This is a genomic window from Kribbella koreensis, assembly GCF_039525325.1.
GTDB lineage: Bacteria > Actinomycetota > Actinomycetes > Propionibacteriales > Kribbellaceae > Kribbella > Kribbella koreensis.
In genome coordinates, this window is the sequence record NZ_BAAAHK010000008.1 from 103,518 (window position 1) to 126,176 (window position 22,659).

At 67.7% G+C, this 22,659-nt stretch carries 17 protein-coding genes; 10 read left to right on the forward strand and 7 right to left on the reverse strand.

Annotated elements, in window-relative coordinates:
* Nucleotides 1–41: 41 nt before the first annotated feature.
* Nucleotides 42–929 carry a GNAT family N-acetyltransferase gene (locus ABD116_RS18555; protein WP_343971256.1) on the forward strand — a complete coding sequence of 296 codons (888 nt, stop codon included), beginning with the start codon at nucleotides 42–44 and terminating at the stop codon, nucleotides 927–929.
* Here ABD116_RS18555 and ABD116_RS18560 read toward each other — a convergent pair.
* Both ABD116_RS18560 and fabG read right to left on the reverse strand, forming a co-directional pair.
* On the reverse strand, nucleotides 926–1,378 hold the full coding sequence (locus ABD116_RS18560) for a MaoC family dehydratase (RefSeq protein WP_343971258.1): 453 nt from the start codon (nucleotides 1,376–1,378) through the stop codon (nucleotides 926–928). The two genes, ABD116_RS18555 and ABD116_RS18560, sit on opposite strands and share 4 nt — an antisense overlap.
* Nucleotides 1,379–1,390: 12 nt before the next feature.
* The gene (fabG, locus tag ABD116_RS18565; RefSeq protein ID WP_343971261.1) at nucleotides 1,391–2,146 is read right to left on the reverse strand and encodes a 3-oxoacyl-ACP reductase FabG; all 756 of its coding nucleotides are present in this window, start codon (nucleotides 2,144–2,146) and stop codon (nucleotides 1,391–1,393) included.
* 92 nt (nucleotides 2,147–2,238) lie between these two features.
* On the opposite strand from fabG, the gene ABD116_RS18570 reads away from it, so the two are divergent.
* The 5 genes from ABD116_RS18570 (at nucleotide 2,239) to ABD116_RS18590 (ending at nucleotide 4,941) form a co-directional block, all read left to right on the forward strand.
* Nucleotides 2,239–2,667 carry an acyl-CoA thioesterase gene (locus ABD116_RS18570; protein ID WP_343971264.1) on the forward strand — a complete coding sequence of 143 codons (429 nt, stop codon included), beginning with the start codon at nucleotides 2,239–2,241 and terminating at the stop codon, nucleotides 2,665–2,667.
* Nucleotides 2,664–3,083, forward strand: a complete 420-nt coding sequence (locus ABD116_RS18575) for an acyl-CoA thioesterase (protein WP_343971267.1) — start codon at nucleotides 2,664–2,666, stop codon at nucleotides 3,081–3,083. Before ABD116_RS18570 ends, ABD116_RS18575 begins: the two co-directional genes overlap by 4 nt.
* Nucleotides 3,084–3,096: 13 nt before the next feature.
* The gene (locus ABD116_RS18580; RefSeq protein WP_343971270.1) at nucleotides 3,097–3,516 is read left to right on the forward strand and encodes a globin; all 420 of its coding nucleotides are present in this window, start codon (nucleotides 3,097–3,099) and stop codon (nucleotides 3,514–3,516) included.
* A 22-nt stretch (nucleotides 3,517–3,538) separates the two neighbouring features.
* Complete coding sequence (locus ABD116_RS18585) at nucleotides 3,539–3,970, forward strand: OsmC family peroxiredoxin (RefSeq protein ID WP_328321092.1); 432 nt, start codon at nucleotides 3,539–3,541, stop codon at nucleotides 3,968–3,970.
* Nucleotides 3,971–4,098: 128 nt separating this feature from the next.
* Nucleotides 4,099–4,941 (forward strand): hypothetical protein, encoded by an 843-nt coding sequence (locus ABD116_RS18590; RefSeq protein WP_343971275.1) that lies wholly within the window; start codon nucleotides 4,099–4,101, stop codon nucleotides 4,939–4,941.
* A 54-nt stretch (nucleotides 4,942–4,995) separates the two neighbouring features.
* Here ABD116_RS18590 and ABD116_RS18595 read toward each other — a convergent pair whose 3' ends face one another.
* The 4 genes from ABD116_RS18595 to ABD116_RS18610 all read right to left on the reverse strand — a co-directional run bounded on the left by ABD116_RS18595 (nucleotide 4,996) and on the right by ABD116_RS18610 (nucleotide 15,781).
* Nucleotides 4,996–9,033: a glycoside hydrolase family 88 protein gene (locus tag ABD116_RS18595; RefSeq protein ID WP_343971278.1), complete on the reverse strand. Its 4,038-nt coding sequence runs from the start codon at nucleotides 9,031–9,033 to the stop codon at nucleotides 4,996–4,998.
* Entirely contained in the window at nucleotides 9,030–12,419 is a 3,390-nt protein-coding gene (locus tag ABD116_RS18600; RefSeq protein WP_343971283.1) for a CBM35 domain-containing protein, read from the reverse strand. The genes ABD116_RS18595 and ABD116_RS18600 overlap by 4 nt, the downstream gene beginning before the upstream one ends.
* Nucleotides 12,420–12,554: 135 nt before the next feature.
* Nucleotides 12,555–14,720 (reverse strand): discoidin domain-containing protein, encoded by a 2,166-nt coding sequence (locus tag ABD116_RS18605; protein WP_343971286.1) that lies wholly within the window; start codon nucleotides 14,718–14,720, stop codon nucleotides 12,555–12,557.
* Nucleotides 14,721–14,986: 266 nt separating this feature from the next.
* Nucleotides 14,987–15,781, reverse strand: coding sequence for a mechanosensitive ion channel family protein (locus tag ABD116_RS18610; RefSeq protein ID WP_343971289.1), 795 nt, complete (start codon nucleotides 15,779–15,781; stop codon nucleotides 14,987–14,989).
* A 104-nt stretch (nucleotides 15,782–15,885) separates the two neighbouring features.
* Between ABD116_RS18610 and ABD116_RS18615 the strand changes: the two genes are divergently transcribed.
* Both ABD116_RS18615 and ABD116_RS18620 read left to right on the forward strand, forming a co-directional pair.
* Nucleotides 15,886–17,013: a hypothetical protein gene (locus ABD116_RS18615; protein WP_343971292.1), complete on the forward strand. Its 1,128-nt coding sequence runs from the start codon at nucleotides 15,886–15,888 to the stop codon at nucleotides 17,011–17,013.
* Nucleotides 17,010–17,948 carry an FAD-dependent oxidoreductase gene (locus ABD116_RS18620; RefSeq protein ID WP_343971295.1) on the forward strand — a complete coding sequence of 313 codons (939 nt, stop codon included), beginning with the start codon at nucleotides 17,010–17,012 and terminating at the stop codon, nucleotides 17,946–17,948. Before ABD116_RS18615 ends, ABD116_RS18620 begins: the two co-directional genes overlap by 4 nt.
* On the opposite strand, the gene ABD116_RS18625 is transcribed toward ABD116_RS18620, so the two are convergent.
* Nucleotides 17,932–19,425: a glycerophosphodiester phosphodiesterase gene (locus tag ABD116_RS18625; protein WP_343971298.1), complete on the reverse strand. Its 1,494-nt coding sequence runs from the start codon at nucleotides 19,423–19,425 to the stop codon at nucleotides 17,932–17,934. The two genes, ABD116_RS18620 and ABD116_RS18625, sit on opposite strands and share 17 nt — an antisense overlap.
* Before the next feature lie 245 nt (nucleotides 19,426–19,670).
* On the opposite strand from ABD116_RS18625, the gene malQ reads away from it, so the two are divergent.
* Together malQ and ABD116_RS18635 are read left to right on the forward strand one after the other, a co-directional pair.
* The gene (malQ, locus tag ABD116_RS18630; RefSeq protein ID WP_343971301.1) at nucleotides 19,671–21,788 is read left to right on the forward strand and encodes a 4-alpha-glucanotransferase; all 2,118 of its coding nucleotides are present in this window, start codon (nucleotides 19,671–19,673) and stop codon (nucleotides 21,786–21,788) included.
* Nucleotides 21,789–21,925: 137 nt separating this feature from the next.
* Nucleotides 21,926–22,567, forward strand: coding sequence for a lytic polysaccharide monooxygenase auxiliary activity family 9 protein (locus ABD116_RS18635; protein ID WP_343971304.1), 642 nt, complete (start codon nucleotides 21,926–21,928; stop codon nucleotides 22,565–22,567).
* Nucleotides 22,568–22,659: the final 92 nt, after the last annotated feature.

The following is a 22,659-nucleotide window of genomic DNA, read 5'->3' on the forward strand; positions in this document are numbered from 1 at the left end:
GGGTATGTTCCCGTTGACTCTTCGCCCCTGAAGGAGTTCCGATGGATATCAGGCCAGCTGTACCGGATGATGCCGCGGGCGCCGCGGCGCTCTACGAGATCGTCGAGCCGTGGTCGGTGACCACTGCCGAGTCGATGCGGGCCGGGCTCGAGGAGGGCAGTGGGTCGCGGGCTCGGGCCGCCTTTGCCGCGTTCGAGGGCGACCAGCTGATCGGCTGGGGGAGTTGTGCGGTGATTCCGGGGTCCAACCCGCTCAGTAGTCAGTTGCGGGTGCTGGTGCATCCGGAGTACCGCAGCCGTGGTGCGGGGACCGGGCTGGTGGAGTGGACGCATGCGCATCTGAAGGCGGCGGGGGCGGTGAACGTTCGCGTGTTCGCCGACCCGGCGTCGCGGGAGTGGGCGTCGCAGTGGGGGTATCAGCAGACGCGGCAGGTGCATTACGCGGGGATCGATCCGCGAGAGGCGCCGGCGCTTCCCGTAGTACCGGCTGGGGTTCGGCTGGCGCGGTTGGCCGAGGTGGATCCGCGGCTGGTCTATGCGGCCGATGAAGTTGCCCAGCGCATCAAACCGGGCGATGCGAAGATCGAGAGCCGGCCGTACGAGGACTGGCTGGCCGACGTGTGGCAGTCCCGGGGCATGATGCTCGACCTGAGCGTCGCGGCGCTGCAGGACGACGAGGTCATCGGGTTCACGCTCGGTACCGGGAGCTATCACAAGATCTGGTCGCAGATGACGGCGACGATGCCCGGGCACCAAGGGCGCGGGCTGGCGAAGCTGGTGAAGTGCGCGGCGCTGCACAGGGCTGCCGACGCTGGGGTAGTCGGTGCGTACACCGCCAACTACGACGGCAACGAGCCGATGCTTGCCGTCAACAACTGGTTGGGCTACCGCCGGGCGGCAACCCACTCAGTCCTGGTCTGCCCGCTCTAGGGAACGAGCAGTACTACGGTCTCGGCGACGCAGGCCGGCTTGGTGGAGTCCTCGAGCTCGATGACCCACTGCAGCGAGACCTGTACGCCGGCCGGTGTCTTCTGCGCGCCCGCGATCGAGGCGCTCGCGCGGACCCGGCTGCCGACCGGGACCGGGCTGGGGAAGCGGACCTTGTTGACGCCGTAGTTCAGCTTGGCCGTGACGCCCTCGACCGAGAACAGCTCCTCGCCGAACCGGGCGATCAGGCTCAGCGTCAGGTAGCCGTGCGCGATCGTGCCGCCGTACGGGCCCTTCGCCGCGCGGTCGACGTCGACGTGGATCCACTGGTGGTCACCGGTCGCCTCGGCGAACTGGTTCACCTGCTCCTGGGTGATCTCCAGCCACGCGGTCTCGCCCAGCTGGGTACCGACGGCGTGGACGACCTCGTCGACGCCGGTGAAGGTCTGCATTCTGTCCGACTCCTAGTTGCGGGGTCCGCCGGCGACGTACAGGACCTGACCGGAGACGAAGCCGGCCTCCTCGCTGCAGAAGAACGACGCGGCGGCGGCGATGTCCTCCGGCTTGCCCGTCCGGTTCACCGGGATGGTGGCCGCGGTGGCCTTCTTGAACTCCTCGAAGTCGACGCCGACCCGGGCCGCGGTGGCCGCCGTCATGTCGGTCTCGATGAAGCCCGGCGCGATCGCGTTCGCGGTGATGCCGAACTTGCCCAGCTCGATCGCGAGCGTCTTGGCCAGGCCTTGCAGACCGGCCTTGGCGGAGGCGTAGTTCGCCTGGCCGCGGTTACCCAGCGCGGAGGTGGAGGAGAGGAAGACCATCCGGCCGTAGCCGGCCTCGACCATGTGAGCCTGGCAGGCCTTCGACATCAGGAAGCTGCCGCGCAGGTGCACCGACATGACGGTGTCCCAGTCGTCCTCGGACATCTTGAAGAGCAGGTTGTCGCGCAGGACGCCGGCGTTGTTCACCAGGATCGTCGGCGGGCCGAGCTCGGCGAGCACCCGCCCGACGGCCGCGGTCACCTGGTCGGCCTTGCTCACGTCACAGCCGATCGCGACGGCCTTGCCGCCGGCCTCGGTGATCGCCTCGACGGTCGCGGCACAGGCCGCCTCGTCCAGGTCGAGTACTGCGACGGCGTTGCCGTCGGCGGCGAGCCGCTGCGCCACGGCGGCGCCGATTCCCCGGGCCGACCCGGTCACGATCGCCACGCGCTGCTCGCTCATACCGCCTGCTCCCTACTGATCGGTTCGCATCCGGGGATGACATTACCCACGTTCGGTGATTGCCGGTGCGGTCAGGATGCGATGATCGCCGTGTGGATCATCACAACCGGCACGTTTACCACTGTCCGCTCCGCTGGGGGGACATGGACGCGCTGGGCCACGTCAACAACGGCCGGTACGTCGACTACCTGCAGGACGCGCGTGTCGACTTCCTGTTCCGGACCGCCAAGGAGCTGGGCGCCGACGACCTGGAGACCGGGCTGCTGGTGGCCCGGCACGAGGTGGAGTACCGGCGGCCGCTGGTCTTCCGGCCCGAACCGGTCCGGATCGAGCTGTGGATCAGCGAGATCAAGGCGGCGTCGTTCGTGGTCGACTACGAGATCCTGGACGCTGCTCCCGAGGGCCGGATCACCTATGTCGAGGCGCGGACCCGGCTCGTCCCGTTCGATTTCGCCGCCAATCGGCTGCGCCGGATCACCCCGGTGGAGCGGGCGGCGCTGGAGAAGCTGGTGGGCTCGTGACGTTCAGTCATCCCGTACTGGTCCGCTGGTCCGACATCGACTCCTACGACCACGTGAACAACGTCCGGTACTTCGACTACTTCCAGGAGGCCCGGATCCTGTTCCTGGCCCAGCTGGTGGGTGTCGAGGGCGACTACTTCGCGCACTATCCGGTCGTACTGGTGAGTCAGACCGTCGATTACCTGCGGCCGATCCTGCTGCGGCATCCGCCCTACGACGTGGACGTCTGGGTCGAGGCGGTCGGGCGTACGTCGTACACGCTGGGCTCCCGGATCGTCGACCGGGCGGGTGAGACGGAGGACCTCTACGCGCGGGCGACGTCGGTTCTGGTCGCCGTGGACGGCGAGACGCACGCCAAGCGGGAGCTCACGGACGCCGAACGGGACGCCCTCGTGCGGCACGTTTCGGTGGCTTGAGACACTGATGACGATGAGCGAGCCGATGAGTTTCTACGACGCCGTGGGCGGGGCCGACACGTTCCACCGCTTGGTGGCCGCCTTCTACCGCGGCGTCGCCGCCGATCCGGAGCTGCGCGCGCTGTACCCGGAGGAGGATCTCGGCCCGGCTGAGGTGCGCTTCCGGATGTTCCTCGAGCAGTACTGGGGCGGGCCGCGGACGTACTCCGAGCAGCGCGGGCATCCCCGGCTGCGGATGCGGCACAACCCGTTCGCCGTCACCCCGAGCGCCCGGGACAGCTGGCTGCGGCACATGCGGGCAGCGCTCGACGAGATCAAGCTCGAGCCGGAGCGCGACGACGAGATCTGGAAGTACATGGTGATGGCCGCGCACAGCATGGTGAACACCGACGAACCGCACTATCCGGGCGCGATCGACGTGGCCGGGAACTGACTTCTTAGGAGTGACAAAGAGCATGGCTGCTATTCGCACCGCCAAGGCCCACTGGGAAGGTTCGCTGCTGGAGGGGGCCGGCAAGGTCAACCTCGAGTCGTCGAAGCTCGGCTCCTTCGACGTGACCTGGGCCGCCCGGTCCAACGACAAGGCCGAAGGCATCACCAGCCCCGAAGAGCTGATCGCCGCCGCCCACTCGACCTGCTTCTCGATGGCGCTGTCCCACGCCCTGGCCGGCGCCGGCAACGCGCCGGAGTCGATCGACACCACCGCCGACGTCACCTTCGTCCCCGGTGAGGGCATCACCGGCATCAAGCTCTCCGTCAACGGCAAGGTCCCCGGCCTGACCGCCGACGAGTTCGCCCAGTTCGCCGAAGAAGCCAAGAAGAACTGCCCGGTCTCCCAGGCCCTCTCCGGCACCACCATCACTCTGGACGTCACCTTCACCGCCTGACCTTCTTCAACACCTCCCGGCGCCGCTCTCCCTCCACGGAGACCGGCGCCGGAGCTGTTCACGCCGCCTGGGTCGGCGCATGGTCGCCGCCCGGATCTCGACCTAAGCTGCGGTCGGAGGTGGGGGCGATGTCTCCTGAGGACGTCACCGAGACCTGGGACTTCGACGAGCGGGCCGTCCAGATCTCTGCGCTGGTACGACGTAGGCCGACCCTGGATGGCGGGATCTCGGTGGATGCCGCCACGCGCTCCGTGGTGGTTCGTCTGGTCGGGTCGGTCGACGAGCCGTCGCGTTCGGTACGGCGGCTGATGGAGTCCGTGCTCGCGGCAGCCGGCGACCTGACCGTGGAGTTCAGGTCGGTGCGGTACTCGCGGACCAAACTGTCGCGGTTGGCCGACAAGCTCTTCCACGACCCGGAACTCCGCGGCATCAGCGGTGGCTGGAACACCGACGCGAACCAGATCGAGGTCATGGTCCGGCTCGACCTGGACAATTCGCAGTACCTGCTCGATCGGCTTCGCGGGCTCGAGGACGAGCGGATCCGGATCGTCGCCTTCACACCGACCCCGCACGACTGGGGACGGCGTCCGCGAGCCCGGCCCGCGGCCGATCGCGTCGATGAGGCAACCGCGCCGGTGGAGTTGCCGGGCCTGTCGGTGCAGCGCTTGATCGCCGTCGAGGCGATGCAGGCGCTGCTGACCGGGACTCTGGAGATCGACGAGTCGACGAACTGCTTGATGCTCCGGCGTGGCGGGACCTTGGTGGAGGTCGCCTGGCCGTGGCGATGGAGCGTGGAGATCCGCTCGGGTGAGGTCGCTCTCCTCGACGAGCGGGGGGAGACGGTCTGCTGGGTGGGGGAGGAGATCGCCATCGGCGGAGGCACCGTGGACGCCGGCCCTGCAGACATCGAGTCCTGCGCTGGGTACCAGTGGGTGTTTCTGGCGAGCGGTTCGGTCGAGGTCGTGGAGTGAACGAGGAAGGCGCCGCGATCCCGCCCCCGGGGTCTCGGCGCCTTCCGGTCGGGGTTAGCGGAGTTGTTCGTTCATGATCAGGAAGGCGCCCAGGCCGTGGCGGTCGTTGGTGGCTCGGTCCCGGGCGATGTAGTACGCGTAGTCGCCTACGTTGGTGCCGATGGAGATGTCCTTGAGGTTGGTACGGCCGTCACTTCCTAGAGAGAGTTTGGCGAGGACGCCTTGATACCCGCGTTGGGCGACCGTGCTGTAGGAGGCGTCCACGTAGCCGCGCTGGACGGCTCGGGAGATGACGAAGGTGTACATGCTGGAGCAGGAGGTCTCGGTCCAGTTGTCGGAGCGGCCGCCTTTGTCGACCACCTGGAACCAGCGGCCGGTGGCGGGGTCCTGGTAGGTCTTGTAGGCCGCGATGAGCTTCTGCAGCACTTGGAGTAGTTCGGCCCGGCGGGGTTGGCTGGCGGGGATCACCTCCAGTACGTCGATCGCGGCCATCCCGTACCAGCCCTCAGCCCGGCACCAGACCTCGGGGGACTGGCCGGTGCTGGGGTCGGCCCAGGACTGGGTGTGCGATTCGTCGTACGCGTGCCGCAGCAACCCCGTGGACCGCTGCAGGTGACTCGCATACGTCAGGAGCTGGTCGACCGTCTCCTTGTTCGTGTACGCCGAATCGCCGAACTCCCGCCCGTACTCCGCCAGGAACGGGTTCACCATGAAGACCCCGTCGCCCCACAGCTGGTGCTGCCGGCTGGTCGCGTGCCAGAAGCCGCCGTCGGCCGTGCGGGGATAGGTCTTCAACCGGTTGCGGATCTTCGTCGCGGCGATCTTGTACCGGTCCTGCCCGGTCTCGTGATGCAGGATCACCAGCAGCCGCCCCGACAGCATGCTGTCCAGGTTGCCGAAGCTGTTGTCGATGTTCCCGCTGCTGTCGACGAACCGGTCGACCCAGGACTTGATGTACGCCAGGTACTTCGGGTTGTGCGTCCGCTGATAGACCAGGTACTGCCCGTACAGATAGAGCCCGTTCGTGTACGACCAGCCGCCGAGCGAACTGGGCGTGTACCGGGCCATCGTCGAGTCCACCATTGCCACCGACCAGTCGGTACTCCGAGCGGCCGGCGCGCTAAAACCCGTCGGCAACCTGTACTGAGCGATGACCTTCGTGAAGTCGTACGCCTTCTGCGAAACCCCACTGCACTCGTCCCCGGCGCCACCACCCGAGCAGGCCCGATCCCGGTTGACCGACCAGAACGTGAAGCGGGCCAGGTGATGCTGCTGCGCGTACGCGAGCAACGTCTTGAAATCAGCCAGCCGAACCGTCTCACTGGAGTCGTCAGTCTTGCCGTTCATCGACGAGATGCCCATCCGCCGGTACGCCTGGTCGTCGCTGTAGCCGTAGGCGCTCTTCAGCTTCGCCTTCAGCCCCTCGGACGCCTTCACCGACAGCGTCGCCATGTTGGTGCTGCCGCCACCGAAGTCGAACGGCATCAGGACCCAGCCGTCGTTCGCCAACCCGGCCGCGGCGCCCTTGCTGATCAGCCCGCTGCCCCACGAGTCCGGGCCGCCCTGGTCGGTGCCCATCGTGATGTAGGTCTTGAGACCGGGGTTGTTCGTCTTGATGATCTTCAGCGCGTCGATCACCCGCTTCTGCACGGTGTTGTTCTGGAACTCGGTGTTCTCGATGTCGATGTCGATCGCCTTCAGCGCATAGGCGTTGATCACCTTCTGGTAGGCGCCGGCCAGCGCCGAGGCGCTCGTGCACGCCTGGCCGAGTTTCTTGCCGGACCAGCCGCCGAAGGACGGGATGACGTCGCCGCCGGCCGCGCGGATGCTGTTGATCGCGGCCTGGTCGCTGCCGCCGGTGAGGGCGCGGCTGCCATCCCACTTCGGGTTGCAGCCGCCGTCGGACAGGATGAAGGCGAGCGTGAACCACTTGTTGCCGGCCGCCTTCATCACGTCGGTGGGCTTCTGCGGATTGCCCCAACCGAGATAGAGATAGGGAGCCGCCGGCATCGCCGCTGGGTCTGCTGCAACAGCTTTCGCCGTTGAGATTGTTTTCCCGGTGGTGAGGTTGGAGCGCAGGACCTTGTCGGAGCCGTCCGGCTGGCCGCCGTTGTTGTCGGCGTTCGTGGTGGTGAACCAGATCGCGTTCTCGCCCGGCACCTTCGCGACCGCGCGCAGCCGTCCGTACGTCCCGCTCCAGTGCGACGTGACCGTCCCGACGTTCTCGCCGTTGAGCGGTATCCGCCACATCCGCTGACCCCGCAACGCCGCCATGAACAGCGCTCCGTTGGCATAAGCGAGCCCGCTCGGCGAGGCCGACGACACCGACCACGTCTTCTTCGGGTTCGTCATACCGGCCGTGCTGCAACTGCCTTCGCAGGTTGGCCAGCCGTAGTTCTTGCCCGGCTGGATCAGGTTGAGCTCGTCCGACGTCGAGTCGCCGAGTTCGGACGACCAGAGCCGTCCGGCCGAGTCCCAGGCCAGCCCCTGCGGATTGCGGTGACCGTAGCTGTAGACCGCAGTACCGAACGGGTTGCCCGGAGCCGCCGCGCCCGTCTTGGTGATGCGCAGGATCTTGCCGTTGAGCGCGTTCTTGTCCTGCGCCAGGTTGCCTTGCTGCGAGTCGCCGATCGCGACGTACAGGAAGCCGTCCGGACCGAACCGGATCCGGCCGCCGTTGTGGTAGCGGCTCTTCCGCATCCCGCTCAGGATCGTGCCGTAGCCGGACAGCGCCGTCCCGTTGAAGTTCATCTTCGCGACGCGGTTGCCCTCGGACGCGGTGTGCATGAAGAACACCTGCTGGTCTGAGCCGCCGTTCCAGGTCGGCGAGAACGCGACCCCCATCAGGCCGCCTTCGCCGTCGGTGGTGACGGCGTTCGGTACGGTCCCGACCTGGGTCTTGCCCGAGCCGTTCCTGTTGATCTTGAAGACCTTGAACGAGTCCCGCTCGGTGACCAGCGCGAAGCTGCCGTCCGGCGCCCAGGCGATGTCCCACGGGATCGACCAGCCGGTCGAGACCTGCGTCGGCGTCGCCGGGTTGTTGCCGCCCTCGCAAGCCCCAGTGGTGAAGGTCGCCGTCGGACTCTTCGCAGAGGTGTTGCCCGCGGCATCCTTCGCCACGACATGGATCGTGTACGCCGTATTGCAAGCGAGCGTGCTCAGCGTCTTCGACGTCGCGGGCGGCGTACCGGTCACGGAGTCGAGTACTGCGTTGCTGGCATTCCTGACGTCGTACTGCGTAACGCCCCGATCATCCGTAGACGCGCCCCACGACACGGTGGCCCCAGTCTGGTTGACCCCGGTAACCGTGGGCTGCCCCGGAGCGGATGGCGGCGTCGGGTCACCCGGATCAGCCGTCGTCGTGCAGATCGCCTCCGGGCTGGTCGCCGACACATTGCCGGCCGCATCCCGCCCGAACACCGACAACTCGTACTGTGCGTTCGGCCGCAACCCGGTCAACCGATACGGCGACCCCGGCGGATTCGGGGCCTCCGCGATCTTCTGCCCCTGGTTGTAGATGTCGTACGCGACGACCCCCACGTTGTCCGTCGACGCCGGGAAGCTCAGGGTCAGCGCGTTGAAGGTGATGTCGCTGCAGACCGGTTGCCCCGGCGCTGTCGGGTGCTCGGTGTCCGACGGCGCACCGACCTGCAGCCGATCCAGGTTCGGACCGCCGTTCGCGGTGGTCGCGGTGGCCCGGATCGTGTTGCTTCCAGCAACCAAAGTGGTGTTGACGACCGCGTCCTGCCAGGTCGTCCAAGCACCCGTCCCCGGGAACGATCGCGCGGTCGCGACGGTCGTTCCGTTCACCGTGATCGTCATCGGCCGGTCGGTGGTCGTCCCATTGGCGAACCGGAAGGTGAGGCCCGCAGGCCCCGCCGAAGCCGCGGATACGGCGAACTGCACGTAGCTACCGGTGACGTTGTCGTAGTTGACGAACCCGGTCCCCGTGTAGCCGGCGTGGTTGGACTCCACCACGCCCTTGGAGATCGTCGCGTTCTCTGCTTGGTAGTCGGTTGCCGCTGGAGCAGCGGACGCGGGTGTCGGTATCAGTAGCAGCGCGGAGAGCACTGCCAGCCAGCGAGCCTTCATCGAGCGACCTCCAGGTAGTCGAGGTTGGGCGTGCCGCCGGTGCTGGTGGCGGTCGCGCGGATCACGTTCTGGCCGGCGGCGAGATTCACCGTCGTCACGTTGTCGCGCCACAGCGTCCAGGCCCCGGTGTTCGGGAAACTGACGTTCTTCTTGACCACGACGCCGTTGACGGAGATGTCCATCGGGCGGTCGGTGGTGGTGCCGTTGGCGTGGTCGAACACGAGAGTGGCGGCGCCGGCCTGCGGCTGCGCGACCGTCCACTCGACATAGCTGCCGACGGCGTTGGGCGTGTTGACGAAGCCAGTACCGGAGTACCCGGAGTGGTCCTTGTCCACTGTGCTTCCGGGGGTGGAGCTGGCCAGCTCGGCTTCGTAGCGGGTCGTAGTACCGACCCGGGAGACGCGGTAGATGACAGTGCCGTGCGCTGGGACGGATGCGCTGATACTGCTGCTGGTACTACGGGTTGTCTTGCTCCACAGGTCCTTCAGCTCATACGACGAGGATCCGCCGAGCCCTAGCGCAGCGGCCGTAGTACTGATCGTGGCTGCAGCCGTGGTCTCGTTGGAGAGGGCTACTGCGCGGTCGCCGTTGGCCAGGGTCTTGCCGTAGACGACCTGGCCGCCGCTGGAGCTGACTACCGTCGCCTGGCGGCCGAGCCGGTCCTGGTCGACAGCGATGACGTCCTGGTTGGTGAGGATGCTGTACGTCTCGTCAGAGGCCTTGCGGAGGTCAGTACCGATCAGCAGCGGGGCAGACATCATCGCCCAGAGACTGAGGTGCGTCTTGTACTCCGCAGCGGTCATCCCGCCGTTGCCGACCTCGAGCATGTCCGGGTCGTTCCAGTGCCCAGGACCCGCGTACTGCGCCAGGACTCGGTTGGCCTGGGCCTTGCTGATCATGCTCGACCAGTTGTCGCTGATGTCGCCCGTGGTACGCCAGAGGTTGCCGACGTCGCCGCCCCATTCCCACACGCGCGGCGGGCCGGTCCGGCCCCACTCGCAGATCGAGTAGGTGATCGGGCGACCGGTGTCGCGTAGGGCGTCCCGCATGGCCTTGTAGCGCTGCTGGGCGTCGACGTTCTGGTTGTTGCAGTTGTCGTACTTGAGGTAGTCGACGCCCCAGGAGGCGAACAGGTTGGCGTCCTGCTTCTCATGCCCTAGCCCACCAGGGAACCCGGCCTTGTCGCAGGTCTTGGTGCCGGCGCTCGTGTAGAGGCCGAACTTGAGCCCTTTGCCGTGCACGTAGTCGGCCAGCGACTTGATGCCGTTGGGGAAGCGGGCGGGGTCGGGTACGAGGTTGCCCTGGGCGTTGCGCTGGGGGAGTGCCCAGCAGTCGTCGATGTTGACGTACTGGTATCCGGCCGCCTTCAGGCCCTTGCTGACGAACAGGTCCGCGATGCCCTTGATCATCGCTTCGTTGAACTCCGCCCGGCACTTGGTCGAGTTCCAGTTGTTGAACCCCATCGGTGGCGTCCGCGCCAGGCCGTTCTCGAGCGCAACCGCCATCGCTGGCCGGGCCGTCGTCTCCAAGTAGTCGATGTTCGGTCCACCGAGTGCTGTGGTCGCACTGAGCCGCACGGTGTTCGTGCCGGCCTGCAGGGCGGCAGTGACCGGCACTGTCTGCCAGGTGGTCCAGGCGCCGGTACCAGGGAACGCCTGAGCGGCTGCGACGACTGCGCCGTTGACAGTCACACTCATCGGCCGGTTGACCGTGGTGCCGTTGGCATGGCGGATGCCCAGCGTGTAGCTGCCTGCGGTGGGCGCATTGACCGTCCACTCGACGCTGGCGCCGACTGCGTTGGTGGTGTTGCAGAAGCCGGTACCGGAGTACCCGGCGTGGTCGCTGTCGACAGTGCCTTGGCACACGGCGTTCTCGGCCTCTAGCCGGGTGCTGCTGGGAGGTGTGCAGTTGCCGCTGGATCCCGTGGCGTTGACTCGCAGTGCGCCGCCGGTGGTGTTCTGGCCTGTTGCGCAGTACCCGGTGACGGTCTGGAACCCGATGTCATGTGGGCTGTTGGTGCCGCGCTCGGCGGTGAAGCCGTCCAGCCGGACGTTGTTGCTCTCGTTCGCGATCACGGCCGGCCGGCCGTCGTTGGACGCGAACTCGACCGAGCTGTTGGTGAACTTCACGCCGTCGACCCGGCGGAGGTACCAGCCGTAGGCGGGCCGGGTGCCGATGCTGTTCGGGTTGTAGTTGGTCGGATCGTTGCTCGGTACGCCCGTGCTCATCGTGCCGTTGCCGCCGGGGACGGTGAGCTTGACGTTGTCGAAGCTGACGTTGCGGATCCGGTTGGCGGCGGCCGCTTCGCCCCAGAGCGTCGAGCTGTAGGCGGTACCGGCTGAGCCGTTGTAGGTACCGGTGACGTTCTGGTAGGTGACGTCGCTGATGCCACCGATCCCCGGGCTGTCGCCGCAGCGCCGGCGGGTGCCGATCTTCTGCATGATGTGGCCGCGGGTGCCGGACATCGTGATGTCGCGGTAGTGCACGTCGGAGATCTTGCTGCCGTCCATCGAGACCAGGCCGAGCCCGGACTTGCCGGCGCCGGTGATGGTGATCCGCTCGAAGACGTAGTCGGTGAAGTCGCCGCAGGTCTCCGAGCCGAACATCAGCGCGTTGCAGCAGCCGGCGGACAGCTTGGAGTCGCTCACCCGGACGTGGCCGTTGTCGATCGTCTGTCCGAGGGCCCAGTCGCTCTTGAAGACCAGGGCGTCGTCGTTGGCCGCGATGTTCGCGTTGGTGACGGTGACGTTCTTGGCGTTGATCACGTTCCAGCCGTCGCGGTCGCCGGCGGTCTCGATCCTCAGGTTGTTGGAGGTGATGTTGTCGCAGCCGTTGCTGAGGATCGCGAAGTGGCCGCCCTGGCGGAGCCTGATGCCGTCGATCTTCAGGCCGTTGCAGCGGGTCAGCGAGATGATCTTGTCGGCCTGGCCGGCCTTGGGGTTGCCGGTGATCAGGTGGTCGTCGCCGTCGATCGTGCCGGTGCCGGTGAAGGTGACGTTGGTCAGCCGGTCGCCGTACATCATCGCGTTGTGGAAGTGACTGTGGCCGTAGTCCTGGTACTCGTCGTTCGGGTTCGGCTCGGCGGCGTCGTAGGTGTCGTTGCCGGCGCCGAGGATGGTCGAGCCGGCGTCGAGCTGGATGGTGAGGTTGCTCTTCAGATGGATCGTGTTCGCCGAGCGGTAGTTGCCGGCGGTGAACCGGACGGTGCCGCCGCCGGCCGCGCTGGCGGCGTTGATCGCCTTGTTGATGGCCGCTGTGTCGTTGGTGGTGCCGTCGCCTTTGGCGCCGTAGTCACGGACGTCGAAGGTGGCGGCGTGGGCTGGTGAGGTTGGCAGGATGAACAAGGTCAGCACTGCAAGGACCATGAAGATCCATCGAGTTCGCACAACTGCCTCCTGGGGCGGGCGGAGAGATGTGACGGACTAGCTGGTGCGGCGAGCACGCCGGTCGGGGGCGCTCGCGGTCAGGATGGTCGCCCGGGCTAGGGCGGTGGCGGTCGAGGCTGTCGCCGGGGTGCGGCGTCAGCGGTCGAGGTAGTCGAGGTTGGGGCCGCCGGTGGCTGTGGTCGCCGTGAGGGTGATGGTGTTGGGGCCGGACTGGAGGGTGGCGGCGACCGGGGCGGTCTGCCAGGTGGTCCAGGCGCCGGTGGGGGCGAATTGCTGGGTACCTGCCGCTACGCCGTTGACGGTGACGGTCATGGGGCGGGCGGCCGTGGTGCCGTTGGCATAGCCGATGGAGAGGTTCGCTGGGCCGGCAGTGGTCGCGTTGACCGTCCACTGGAGGCTGGCGCCGATGGCGTTGTCGGTGTTGCAGAAGCCGGTACCGGAGTACCCGGCGTGGTCGCTGTCGACGGTGCCTTGGCAGGTGGCGTTCTCGGCCTCATACCGGGTCGAGGGGGTGCCTGCGCCCGCGTACGACGTAGCGACCCAGGCCTCGTCGATGCGGAGGCGCTTGTAGCGGGTGGTGTCGCTGGACGCCGCGTAGGTGTTGAGCACCTCGAGCCGTACGTGCCGCGCGGTCTGAGCGGGGAGGTCGATGAACGCTACCGCTCTGTGGCTCGGCAGGGTGCCGGTCTTGATCGGGTTGCCCCAGTTGGTGCCGTCGCTGCTGACGTAGACCTTGTAGTCCCGGATGCGGGCGGATTGCTCGGTTGCCGAGCGGGCGTAGCTGACCGAGTCCTCGCGCTGGTTGATACCGAGGTACTGGATCCGCTTCGGTGCTTTGAGGTCGAAGCGCAGGGAGACGGGGGTGGTCTTGTTGCTGTCCCAGTACGTCAGGTAGCTACCGTCCGTGGCGTTGCCGGGATTGCTGCCGGCCGAGGCGGTCGTCGTATACGTGGTGGGCGGGATGATCCCCTCGCGGCCGTCGGTCTCGACGCGGAAGACCGTGTCGTACGGGTCCCAGGTGGTGAGGCCGGTCAGGGTGAGGGTGCCGTTGGCCTGGCTGCTGGCGATGGTGGCGCCGGTGCGGAGGTTGGTGACTCTGGTGACGCGGTAGCCGTTGTCGCGGATCTTGAGGGTGCTGCCCGAGGGCTTGGTGAGGACGTGGACGTAGTGCAGGTCCGGGTTGGTGGAGCTCACGGTGGTGACGCCGTGGGCGCCGTCGTTCCAGTAGCCGGGTTGCAGGCCGCCGCGGTCGTAGCCGCCTCCCGTCGTACCGGTGACGGACGGCCAGATCGGGTCGAGATATTTGTCAAGAAGGTTGTTGAATTGCTCCTGCTTGGCCGGGAAGCGGCCGTTGACCATCGCCGTCTCGGCCATCAGCGACTTCACCGACGAGCCGGTGTTGCTGATCAGCCGGCCGATGTTGAGCCCGGTGTCGACGGCGGGGTCGCCACCGCCGTACCACCAGGAACCGGTGCTCGGGAGCTTGAAGTCGGCCTCGATCAGGCGCGGTGCCGCGGTGTAGATCGCCTGCGGGTAGTCGTAGGCGGGGGACATGCCGGTCTTCTGCTCGTTGCTGATCATGTCCATGATCGGCGTGTCCTCGTTGTTGTTGCTGAGGGTGAAGCTGGGCCGGTCCTGGCGGATCTTCTCGTACAGCCCGTGGGTCTCCCAGTAGGCGTTGTCGTTGTCGATCCAGAAGCCGCCGAGCGCCGGGTACCGCTGCATCACCTCGACGAAGTTGTCGTAGCTGAACTCGCCGAATCCGTCGCGGGTGGTCAGGTCGACGGACTTGCCCTTGTACTGCGAGTAGGCAGCCGAGTCGAGCCAGCTTTTCCCTGCCGGCAGGCCTTCCGCGTGCCATTGCGGGTCGTCGGTCATGTAGAGGATGACCTTCAGGCCCTTGGCGGTCGCCGCGTCGATGGTCTCCTTGAGGATGTCGCGCTTGGAGTGGCAACTGCCGGGGATGGCTGACGGCCAGGGTCGTGCGTAGCCGAGGCGGCTGTGGAAGGTGGCGAGTACGAGGTACTGGGCGTGGAGCTTCTGCGCCTCGCGGACCCAGTACGCCGGATCCCAGTTGCCCGACGTGACCGCGCTCTCCCACGCGTTGCAGCTGGTGTAGCCGGGGGAGGTGCGCATCCCCCAGTGCAGGAAGAGCCCGCCGGTCGCCTGGCGGAGAAACTCCTGTCTGGGATGCTGCAACTCGGCGTTGGCCGGTGTCGCTGGGGTGGCGGTGAGAAGCGCGGCGAACAGAGCGCTGACAAGCAGCACTCCCAGAGCGCGCAGCCGGGACGGACTCAGCATGACAAGCTCCAACCTGGGGGCGAACAGGTTTTGGTTAGGAAGGTTTCCTAATCAATGGCTCGTCCGATCATGACCCCGAGTACCAACCCGGTCAAGATCTGTGCCGGTGAATTTTGGGGCGCGGCCCTGAGTGGCGGGTTTTTGTGTTGCCGGCGGCCTGCGTCACGCCAGTGCTATGAAAACCTGCTAGCGCTGAGTCAGTGGAGCTGGGGTGGGCAGGGCGGTCGGGCGGCAGGCGCCAGCTGAGGTCGAAGGGGGTGGGGCGGCTAGGCGGTGGGTTCGTGGCCGCCGCTGGTGTGGTGGGCGGGGGTGGAGCGGGGCGGGGGCTCGTCGGCGGGGGCTTCTAGGGGTGCTAGGCCGTCGGCGGCTTCGGCGGCGCTGCCTACGCCGGTGGTGGAGGTGGCGGGGGCGTCTGGGTCTCGGGTGGTCAGGTTGCCTACGCGGAGGACCTCGCCGTTGCGGACGTACCAGGTGGTGCCGTCTTCGCCGCGGAGGCGGGTGACCCGGAGGCCTACCGCCTCTACTACGCCGGTGGCTTTCTCCATGTCGACCAGGTCGCCTACGCCGTACTGGTCCTCGAAGATCATGAAGATGCCGGCCAGGAAGTCCTTGACCAGGGTCTGGGCGCCGAAGCCGAGGGCTACGCCGATGATGCTGGCGGAGGCGACGACCGGGAGGATGTTGAAGCCGAGTTCGGCCAGGACCATGACGACCAGGACGGCGGTCAGGATGATCGTCACCGAGCTGCACAGGAGCGACGCGATGGTCTCGGCGCGCTGGGTGCGGCGTTCGCTCATCAGGGTCTGTTCGACGAACTCCTGGCCGCGCTTGGAGCGGGCCAGCACGCCGGCCACCGCGCCGTTGCCGGTACGCCGGGCGAAGCGGCGGATCGCCTTGTGCAGCAGCCAGCGGACGATGAAGAACGCGAGGACCAGGCCGACGATCCGGGCCGGGACGGTGATGATCTGGTCGGTCACCTCCAGCTTGCCGTCGTTGCCTCGCCGGAAGAACGTCGGGAAGGTGTCCGGTACGGAAAACAGGGGGTGACTGAGCAGGGACACGGGGTAACTGAGCAGAATAGGCATCTCGCCGCCCTACTGTAGTGATCGCCGCCAGGATCTCTGCAATCCCCGACCGGAGATTTCGCGAGGAGGAACGAACGGATATGCCGAGCCGGCTGCAGGACGAGCTGACCAGGCTGGTGTCTGCGGGCGTCCTGCGCCCCCACCAGGCCGAGGCCCTCCGCGCAGCCGCCGAAGCAGACGCCGCCGCGCCTCGCGCCGCCTCCAGTGCCGCTCGCTCGGGCGAGGGGTTGGAGGGCGGCCGCCCCGGCGACCCGCCTCGCGCCGCCTCCGGTGTCGCTCGCTCCGCGGACGGGCGGGGCAGCTCAGCAGGTTCCGGGGATGGGCGCAGCGGTGCAGCAGGTCAGTCCGGTAGTGCCCGGGGCTGGGAGCGGCGACCGCCTCCTACGGCTGTGCATTCGTCTGCGCTCACTGAGGTCTTGGGGTATATCGGGGGTGCGTTGCTGCTGGGGGCGGTGGCGCTTCTTACGCTGGCCAACTGGGGCGAGATGGGGCGGGCTGCCCGGATCAGTACTGGGGCCAGTGCGGCGATCATCTTGCTGGGCACGGCGGGGGTGCTGGCCCTGTTGCGGCGCCGGGAGCAGTTGAGTTCGGCGTTGGCGTCGCTGGGGTGTTGTGTGGCGGGCTTCGCTACCTATGTCGCGATCGAGGGGGAGACCGGCCGGGTCGTCGGAGTCGCCGTGGCGCTTGCGCTGGCGGTGCTCGGGGTGTGGTGGCTGGCCGGGTCTTCGTTGCTGGTGGCAACTTTCGGGATCCTGGCCGTCGGTGTGTTGGTGATCACCGCGGACGTCCTCACTCCGGACACTTCGACGACCACCAACTCCGCCGGCATCGCTGGTACCGGTTTCATCCTCGTCGCCTTCGTGATGGCGATGATCGGTCTAGTCCGCGACCAGGTGACCGCATGGTCACTCGCCGGCGCAGCGATGTTCAGTTCCTCCATCTGCTGGCTGGTCCAAGAGCGAGGCGAGGTGATGGCCCTCGCCGTCGGTACTGCGGGCCCGGCCGCACTCCTGGTCGCCTACGGCCGCCGCCACGCATCGGCGTACGCCGTAGTCGGCTGCTCGATCCTCCTGGTCATCTGGCCGATCTCCCTCTACCAGCTGACCAACAACGTCGCCGGTGTCGCCATCGGCCTGGTAGTCGCCAGTACTGCGCTCCTGCTGGCCGTCTTGCTCCTCACCCGCCGCCAACGAAGACTGCTCGAGTGAGAGTCGTAGTACTCGGCGCCGGCATCTCCGGTCTGTCCACCGCAACCCTCCTCAGGCAGCGCGGCGACGAGGTGATCGTGGTCAGCGCTCATCCCACCGAAGCGACCACCTCCCACCTGGCAGCAGCTGTCTGGTTCCCAACCGCAGCAGCCCCCGCAGACAAGGTCGCCAGCTGGGGCACCACCACGTACGACGTACTAGCCGCCGAAGCCGCCCGTGGAGTCCCAGGCGTAGTCATGCGCGAGTCACTCGTCCTCTACCGCGACGAGCCGCAACCCCAACCCTGGGCCGAGGCTGTAGGCGACATCCGCCCAGCCCGACCCGACGAGCTCCCACCCGGCTACAGCCACGGCCTGCGCTTCGCCGTACCGCTCGTCGAGATGCCCACGTACCTGCCCTGGCTCTACCGCCAGTACCTCGACGGAGGCGGCCAGCAGGAGACCCGCCGGATAGACCGTCTCGACGATCTGGAAGATCTCCAGCCAGACGTCATCGTCAACTGCGCGGGACTAGCCGCCGGAGTACTGGTCGGCGACACCAGCACCTACCCGATCCGCGGTCAGATCGTAAGAGTCACCAACCCAGGCCTGACCCTGTCCGTCCGCGACGAGCACCACCCGGCCGGCCGCGCCTACGTCCACCCGAGGACGAACGACTGCATCCTCGGCGGCAGCCTCGATGCGGGCGCCTGGGACACCAGGGTCAACGACGAGCTCACCGAGTCGATCGTGGACCGCTGCACCGACCTGGTCCCGGCGCTGGCCGAGGCGGAGGTCATCGAGGCGCTCGTCGGGCTACGGCCCGGCCGACCCGAGGTGAGGCTCGAGCGGGACGAAGGCCACGCAGTACCGGTGGTGCACAACTACGGGCATGGCGGCAGTGGCATCACCCTGGCGTGGGGGTGTGCAGCGGACGCGGTCAGGGCGTGCGGGTGACCTTCAGACCGCGCAGTGCGAGGCTGCCGTCGGTCGAGGCGCGGCCTAGGTGCAAGTAGCCGCCCCGGTAGGTCTTGTCCTCGACCGTCACCTTCGTCGGGTGGTCGAGGCGGCTCCAGGTGAGCGTGGTCGGCGTGACGTCGAGGCGGAACCGCATCCACTCGCCCGCGAACACCGGCGCGGACTTCCGGACGGCCAGCTTGACCCCCGGCCGCTGCCCGCTCCGATGCGCCCACAGGCCCAGTTCCCCATTGGCCTGCAGGATCGCGTGATAGCCGCTGACGGTCCCGATCCGGTTCTCGTAGTACGAGTCGTCCTCGTGGCCGAAGGCCAGCGAGAGGCTCGCGAGCGGGTCGACCGGCAAGGCGGCGAACGACGCCTGGAACTCGACCGAGTAGACCGGTGAGGTGATCGGGCCGAGATTGCCCAGCGTCAGGAAGTGCTGCGTGCCCTTCGCCGCGAGCCCGATGCTGCCGCCGCGCCCCCAGCTGACGGCGAACCGGTCGTCATAGGGATCCCGCGTGAGCTCGCCCGACACGACCGCTCCGGCCGCCCACTGATCGGTCGTCACCTGCTCGGTCTTGCCGAGGATGTAGCCGAGGTTCGACGTGACCGCGCCCTGCATGCCGAGCGCGGTGTAGTGCGCGACGTCCGCCCGACGGTGCAGCGGATACGGCCAGATCGGGATACCGGTCGCCACGGCCGCCTCGACCAGCGACACGTCGAGGTAGCCGCCGGGACCGGAGTTCGGTACGACGATCGCGTCCGTCCGTGGCGACAACTGCGCGGCGACCGACTGGATCGTCTCCGGGGTCATCTCGTCCGGCGTGGTGAAGTACGCGAACACGCCCAGCCCGAGCGACTTCACGTCGGCGATCAGCTTGCTCTTGAAGTAGGTCTTGATCAGCACAGCCGATTCCAGCCGGTACTTCGCCACCATCGCCATCATCGGCGCGTAGGCCCGCTCGTCCTTCGCCTCGATCGCAAGGATCACCCGGCCGCCGTACTTGCGCAGGACGTCCTCGAATAGCGGCACCTTGAGCTTCTTCTCCGCCCATTGCGGGCCCAGCCGCGGGATCTGCAGCCAGCCCTTCTCCAACTGGGAGTACTTGACCGCCCGCAGGTTGCCGGTGAGGTTGGTGGTCCGGTCGAGGGTCGTGTCGTGCATGCAGACCAGCACACTGTCCGCGGTGATGCCGACACTGACCTCCATCGCCTGTACGCCCCAGCCGACCGCAGCGTCGTACGACTCCATGCTGTGCTCGGGGAACACGTCACCGACGCCCCGGTGCGCGACCAGGTAGCGGTCGCCCCGGTCCGCGACCCAGTCGGTGAGGCTGTAGTCGCCGGTGATGCCGATACTGCCGCCGGTCGTCGTCTCGCGACAACCAGTGACCAGCGAGCCGGTTGCGACGGCGCCGAGCAGTCCCAGCGTTGTACGGCGGCTGATCCGGGTCCGCGGCAGCAACTCATCCATCGGGTGCCCTCTCCAACGCACGGCGCAAGTCCCCCCTGCGCGGCATGAATACCTTCCCCGCCCCACCACCCCGGTCAGGCTTAGCCGAAGAGTAAGGGCACCAGCCCGTCCTGCGGCAGTGCTCGATGCACTGTCGTGACGCACGAGAACGCGTAGTGCCGATCCGCCTGCGCGCGGTGACGTACAAGACCCTCCCGGCGCGCGCCGTTGGGTCCCATGGCCCGTGATGCGGCAGACTCGCACGCGTGACTGCTCCCACTCCAGCCCTTGTCGAGCTTGCCGTCGCGCACGGAGTGGCGACCGAGTACTGGAACTGGCAGGGCGAACACGTTCTGGTGTCGTCCGAGGTTGTCTCCACAGTGCTGGCCGCACTCGGTGTCGACGCGTCTACCCCCGAGCAAGCCACCGATGCGCTGGCAGAGCACCAGTTGGCGCGCTGGCGCCGTGTGCTGCCCGCCACGCTGGTGATGCGGGAGGGCTGGACGCCCTGGTTCGCAGTACACCTGCCGCACGGCTCCACTGCCGAGGTGTGGGTCGATCTGGAGGACGGTGGCCAGCGCCGGGACATCCCGCAGCAGGAGCACTGGGTAGAGCCCGAGTGGGTCGACGGCGTGCAGATCGGCGAAGCGACGTACCAGCTGCCGGGGGACCTGCCACTCGGCTACCACCGGCTGTGCGCGCGCATCGGGACCAACCCGGAGATCTCGGTCGGCTCCCTGATCGTCACCCCGCAACGACTCGAGCCGCAGCGGCTGCAGCGGACCTGGGGCTGGGTACTCCAGCTGTACTCCGTACGCTCCCGCAGGTCCTGGGGTATCGGCGATCTCCACGACCTGGCCGACCTGGCTGCGTGGTCCGCCAATGACCTCGGCGCCGGCTTCGTACTGGTCAATCCGCTGCACGCAGCCGAGACAGCTGGTCGGATGGAGCCCTCGCCGTACCTGCCGGCCTCCCGCCGGTTCGCGAACCCGCTGTACCTCCGCATCGAGGACATCGACGAGTACGGCGACCTAGCACCCGCCGAGCGCGACCGTGTCCGCACACTGGCCCTCCAGGCCCGAGCATTGAGCGAGGACCCGGACGCGCTGGACCGCGACACCGTCTGGGCCGCCAAGCGCGAGGCGCTGCAGCTCCTGTTCGGCGTCCGCCCGTCCATCGGCCGCATCGCGGAGTACGGCGCGTACTGCGACCGTGAAGGCCAAGGCCTGATCGACTTCGCCACCTGGGCCGCCATCTCGGACGTACACGGTCCCGAGTGGAGCAAGTGGCCCGAGGAGCTGCAGGACCCGAACGCACCCGCAGTCATTGCCTTCCGCAACGACAACCCGGACGCGGTCGAGTTCCACTGCTGGCTGCAGTGGCAGCTCGACGATCAGCTGGCCCGGACCCAGGCGCGAGCCAAGTCGGCCGGCATGTCGCTCGGCATCCTGCATGACCTCGCAGTCGGCGTACACCCTGATGGCGCCGACGCGTGGGCGCTCAAGCGCGTACTAGCCGCGGGCATCCATGTAGGCGCCCCGCCGGACGCGTTCAACCAGCAGGGACAGGACTGGTCGCAACCTCCGTGGCGGCCGGACGCCCTCGCTGCCACCGGCTACGCGCCCTGGCGGGACCTCGTCCGCGCAGTGATCCGGCACGGCGGCGGGCTGCGGATCGACCACATCCTCGGTCTGTTCCGGCTCTGGTGGGTCACCTCGCCGGAGCGGCCGACCGAGGGCACCTACGTGCGCTACGACCACGAGGCGCTGATCGGCATCCTCGTCCTCGAGGCGTCCCGCGCCGGCGTCGTCGTCGTGGGGGAGGACCTGGGCACGGTCGAGCCGTGGGTGCGCGACTACCTCACCGAACGCGGAGTCCTCGGTACGTCGGTGCTGTGGTTCGAGCGCGACGCGAACGGCAACCCGCTCCCGCCCGAGCGCTGGCGTGAACTCTGCCTGGCCACGGTGACGACCCACGACCTGCCGCCGACGGCCGGCTACCTGGCCGGCGACCACGTCGAGCTGCGCGACCGCCTCGGCCTGCTGACCCGCCCGTACGCCGAAGAGCTCGCCGTCGACGAGGCCGAGCGCGACTCCTGGCTGAACGCGTTGCGCGAACGGCACCTGCTGGGCAACGCGGACGGCGACGTCGAGCGCATCGTCGAGGCGCTGCACCGGTACGTCGCGCACACCCCGGCGAAGCTGGTCGGAGTCGCCCTGACCGACGCGGTCGGCGAACGGCGTACCCAGAATCAGCCCGGCACCACGGACGAGTACCCGAACTGGCGGGTCCCGCTCGGCGGCCCCGACGGCATGCCCGTCCTGATCGAGGACCTGCCCAACAACCAACGGCTGCGCCGGCTCATCGGAGTACTGCACTCCTAGGCAGTATGAGCGGAAAGTAAACAGCCGCCTACGAGCTGTTGACAATAGATTTGAACGGTTGTTATCTATTGTCAACGAAGGCGCCTTCCTTCATTCCCCGACCGCCCCCACAACCGGGAATCCGAAGGAGTGTCCGCATGCCGCGAACACGCAAACTCAGCCTGGCCGCAGTAGCCGCCGGAGCCTTGGCTCTGACGGCCTCGACAACCCTGTCCGTACCCGTGGCCTACGGGCACGGGTACACCAACTCGCCGATCAGTCGCGCCAAGCTGTGCGCGAACACGACGGTCAAGAACTGCGGCGCGATCCAGTGGGAGCCGCAGAGCACCGAGGGTCCGAAGGGCTTCCCCGGCGCGGGTCCCGCCGACGGGAAACTCTGCTCGGCAGGCCTGCAGCAGTTCGACGAGCTGAACGACCAGCGCGGTGGCGCCTGGCCGGCCACCCAGCTCACCTCGGGCGCGAACTATGCGTTCAAGTGGCACCTGACCGCGCAGCACGCGACGACGGACTTCAAGTACTACGTCACCAAGCAGGGCTGGAACCAGGGTGCCGCGCTGAGCCGTTCGGCGCTCGACCTGACCCCGTTCCTGACGGTGCCGATGGGTGGTGCCCGGCCCGCCGCCGACATCACCCACAACGGCCGGCTGCCGAGCCGGTCCGGGCGGCACATGATTCTCGCCGTCTGGACCATCGCGGACACCGGCAACGCGTTCTATCAGTGCTCGGACGTCCAATTCGCCAGCTCCATTTCGAAGACCGGGACCGATTTCGGGTTCTGACCACATTCGGCGCCCCCCGGCGTGGAGCCGAGCCGACTGCCCTCGGTTCGGTTCCACGCAGCCGTCTGGCCGGTGAGTGTTCACGTTTGGTT

What these genes read in the sequence shown, in the direction of transcription:
- ABD116_RS18555 (WP_343971256.1), top strand. Translation starts at nt 42, where the DNA reads ATGGATATCAGGCCAGCTGTACCGGATGATGCCGCGGGCGCCGCGGCG.
- ABD116_RS18560 (WP_343971258.1), bottom strand. Translation starts at nt 1,378, where the DNA reads ATGCAGACCTTCACCGGCGTCGACGAGGTCGTCCACGCCGTCGGTACC.
- fabG (WP_343971261.1), bottom strand. Translation starts at nt 2,146, where the DNA reads ATGAGCGAGCAGCGCGTGGCGATCGTGACCGGGTCGGCCCGGGGAATC.
- ABD116_RS18580 (WP_343971270.1), top strand. Translation starts at nt 3,097, where the DNA reads ATGAGCGAGCCGATGAGTTTCTACGACGCCGTGGGCGGGGCCGACACG.
- ABD116_RS18585 (WP_328321092.1), top strand. Translation starts at nt 3,539, where the DNA reads ATGGCTGCTATTCGCACCGCCAAGGCCCACTGGGAAGGTTCGCTGCTG.
- ABD116_RS18590 (WP_343971275.1), top strand. Translation starts at nt 4,099, where the DNA reads ATGTCTCCTGAGGACGTCACCGAGACCTGGGACTTCGACGAGCGGGCC.
- ABD116_RS18595 (WP_343971278.1), bottom strand. Translation starts at nt 9,033, where the DNA reads ATGAAGGCTCGCTGGCTGGCAGTGCTCTCCGCGCTGCTACTGATACCG.
- ABD116_RS18605 (WP_343971286.1), bottom strand. Translation starts at nt 14,720, where the DNA reads ATGCTGAGTCCGTCCCGGCTGCGCGCTCTGGGAGTGCTGCTTGTCAGC.
- ABD116_RS18615 (WP_343971292.1), top strand. Translation starts at nt 15,886, where the DNA reads ATGCCGAGCCGGCTGCAGGACGAGCTGACCAGGCTGGTGTCTGCGGGC.
- ABD116_RS18625 (WP_343971298.1), bottom strand. Translation starts at nt 19,425, where the DNA reads ATGGATGAGTTGCTGCCGCGGACCCGGATCAGCCGCCGTACAACGCTG.
- ABD116_RS18635 (WP_343971304.1), top strand. Translation starts at nt 21,926, where the DNA reads ATGCCGCGAACACGCAAACTCAGCCTGGCCGCAGTAGCCGCCGGAGCC.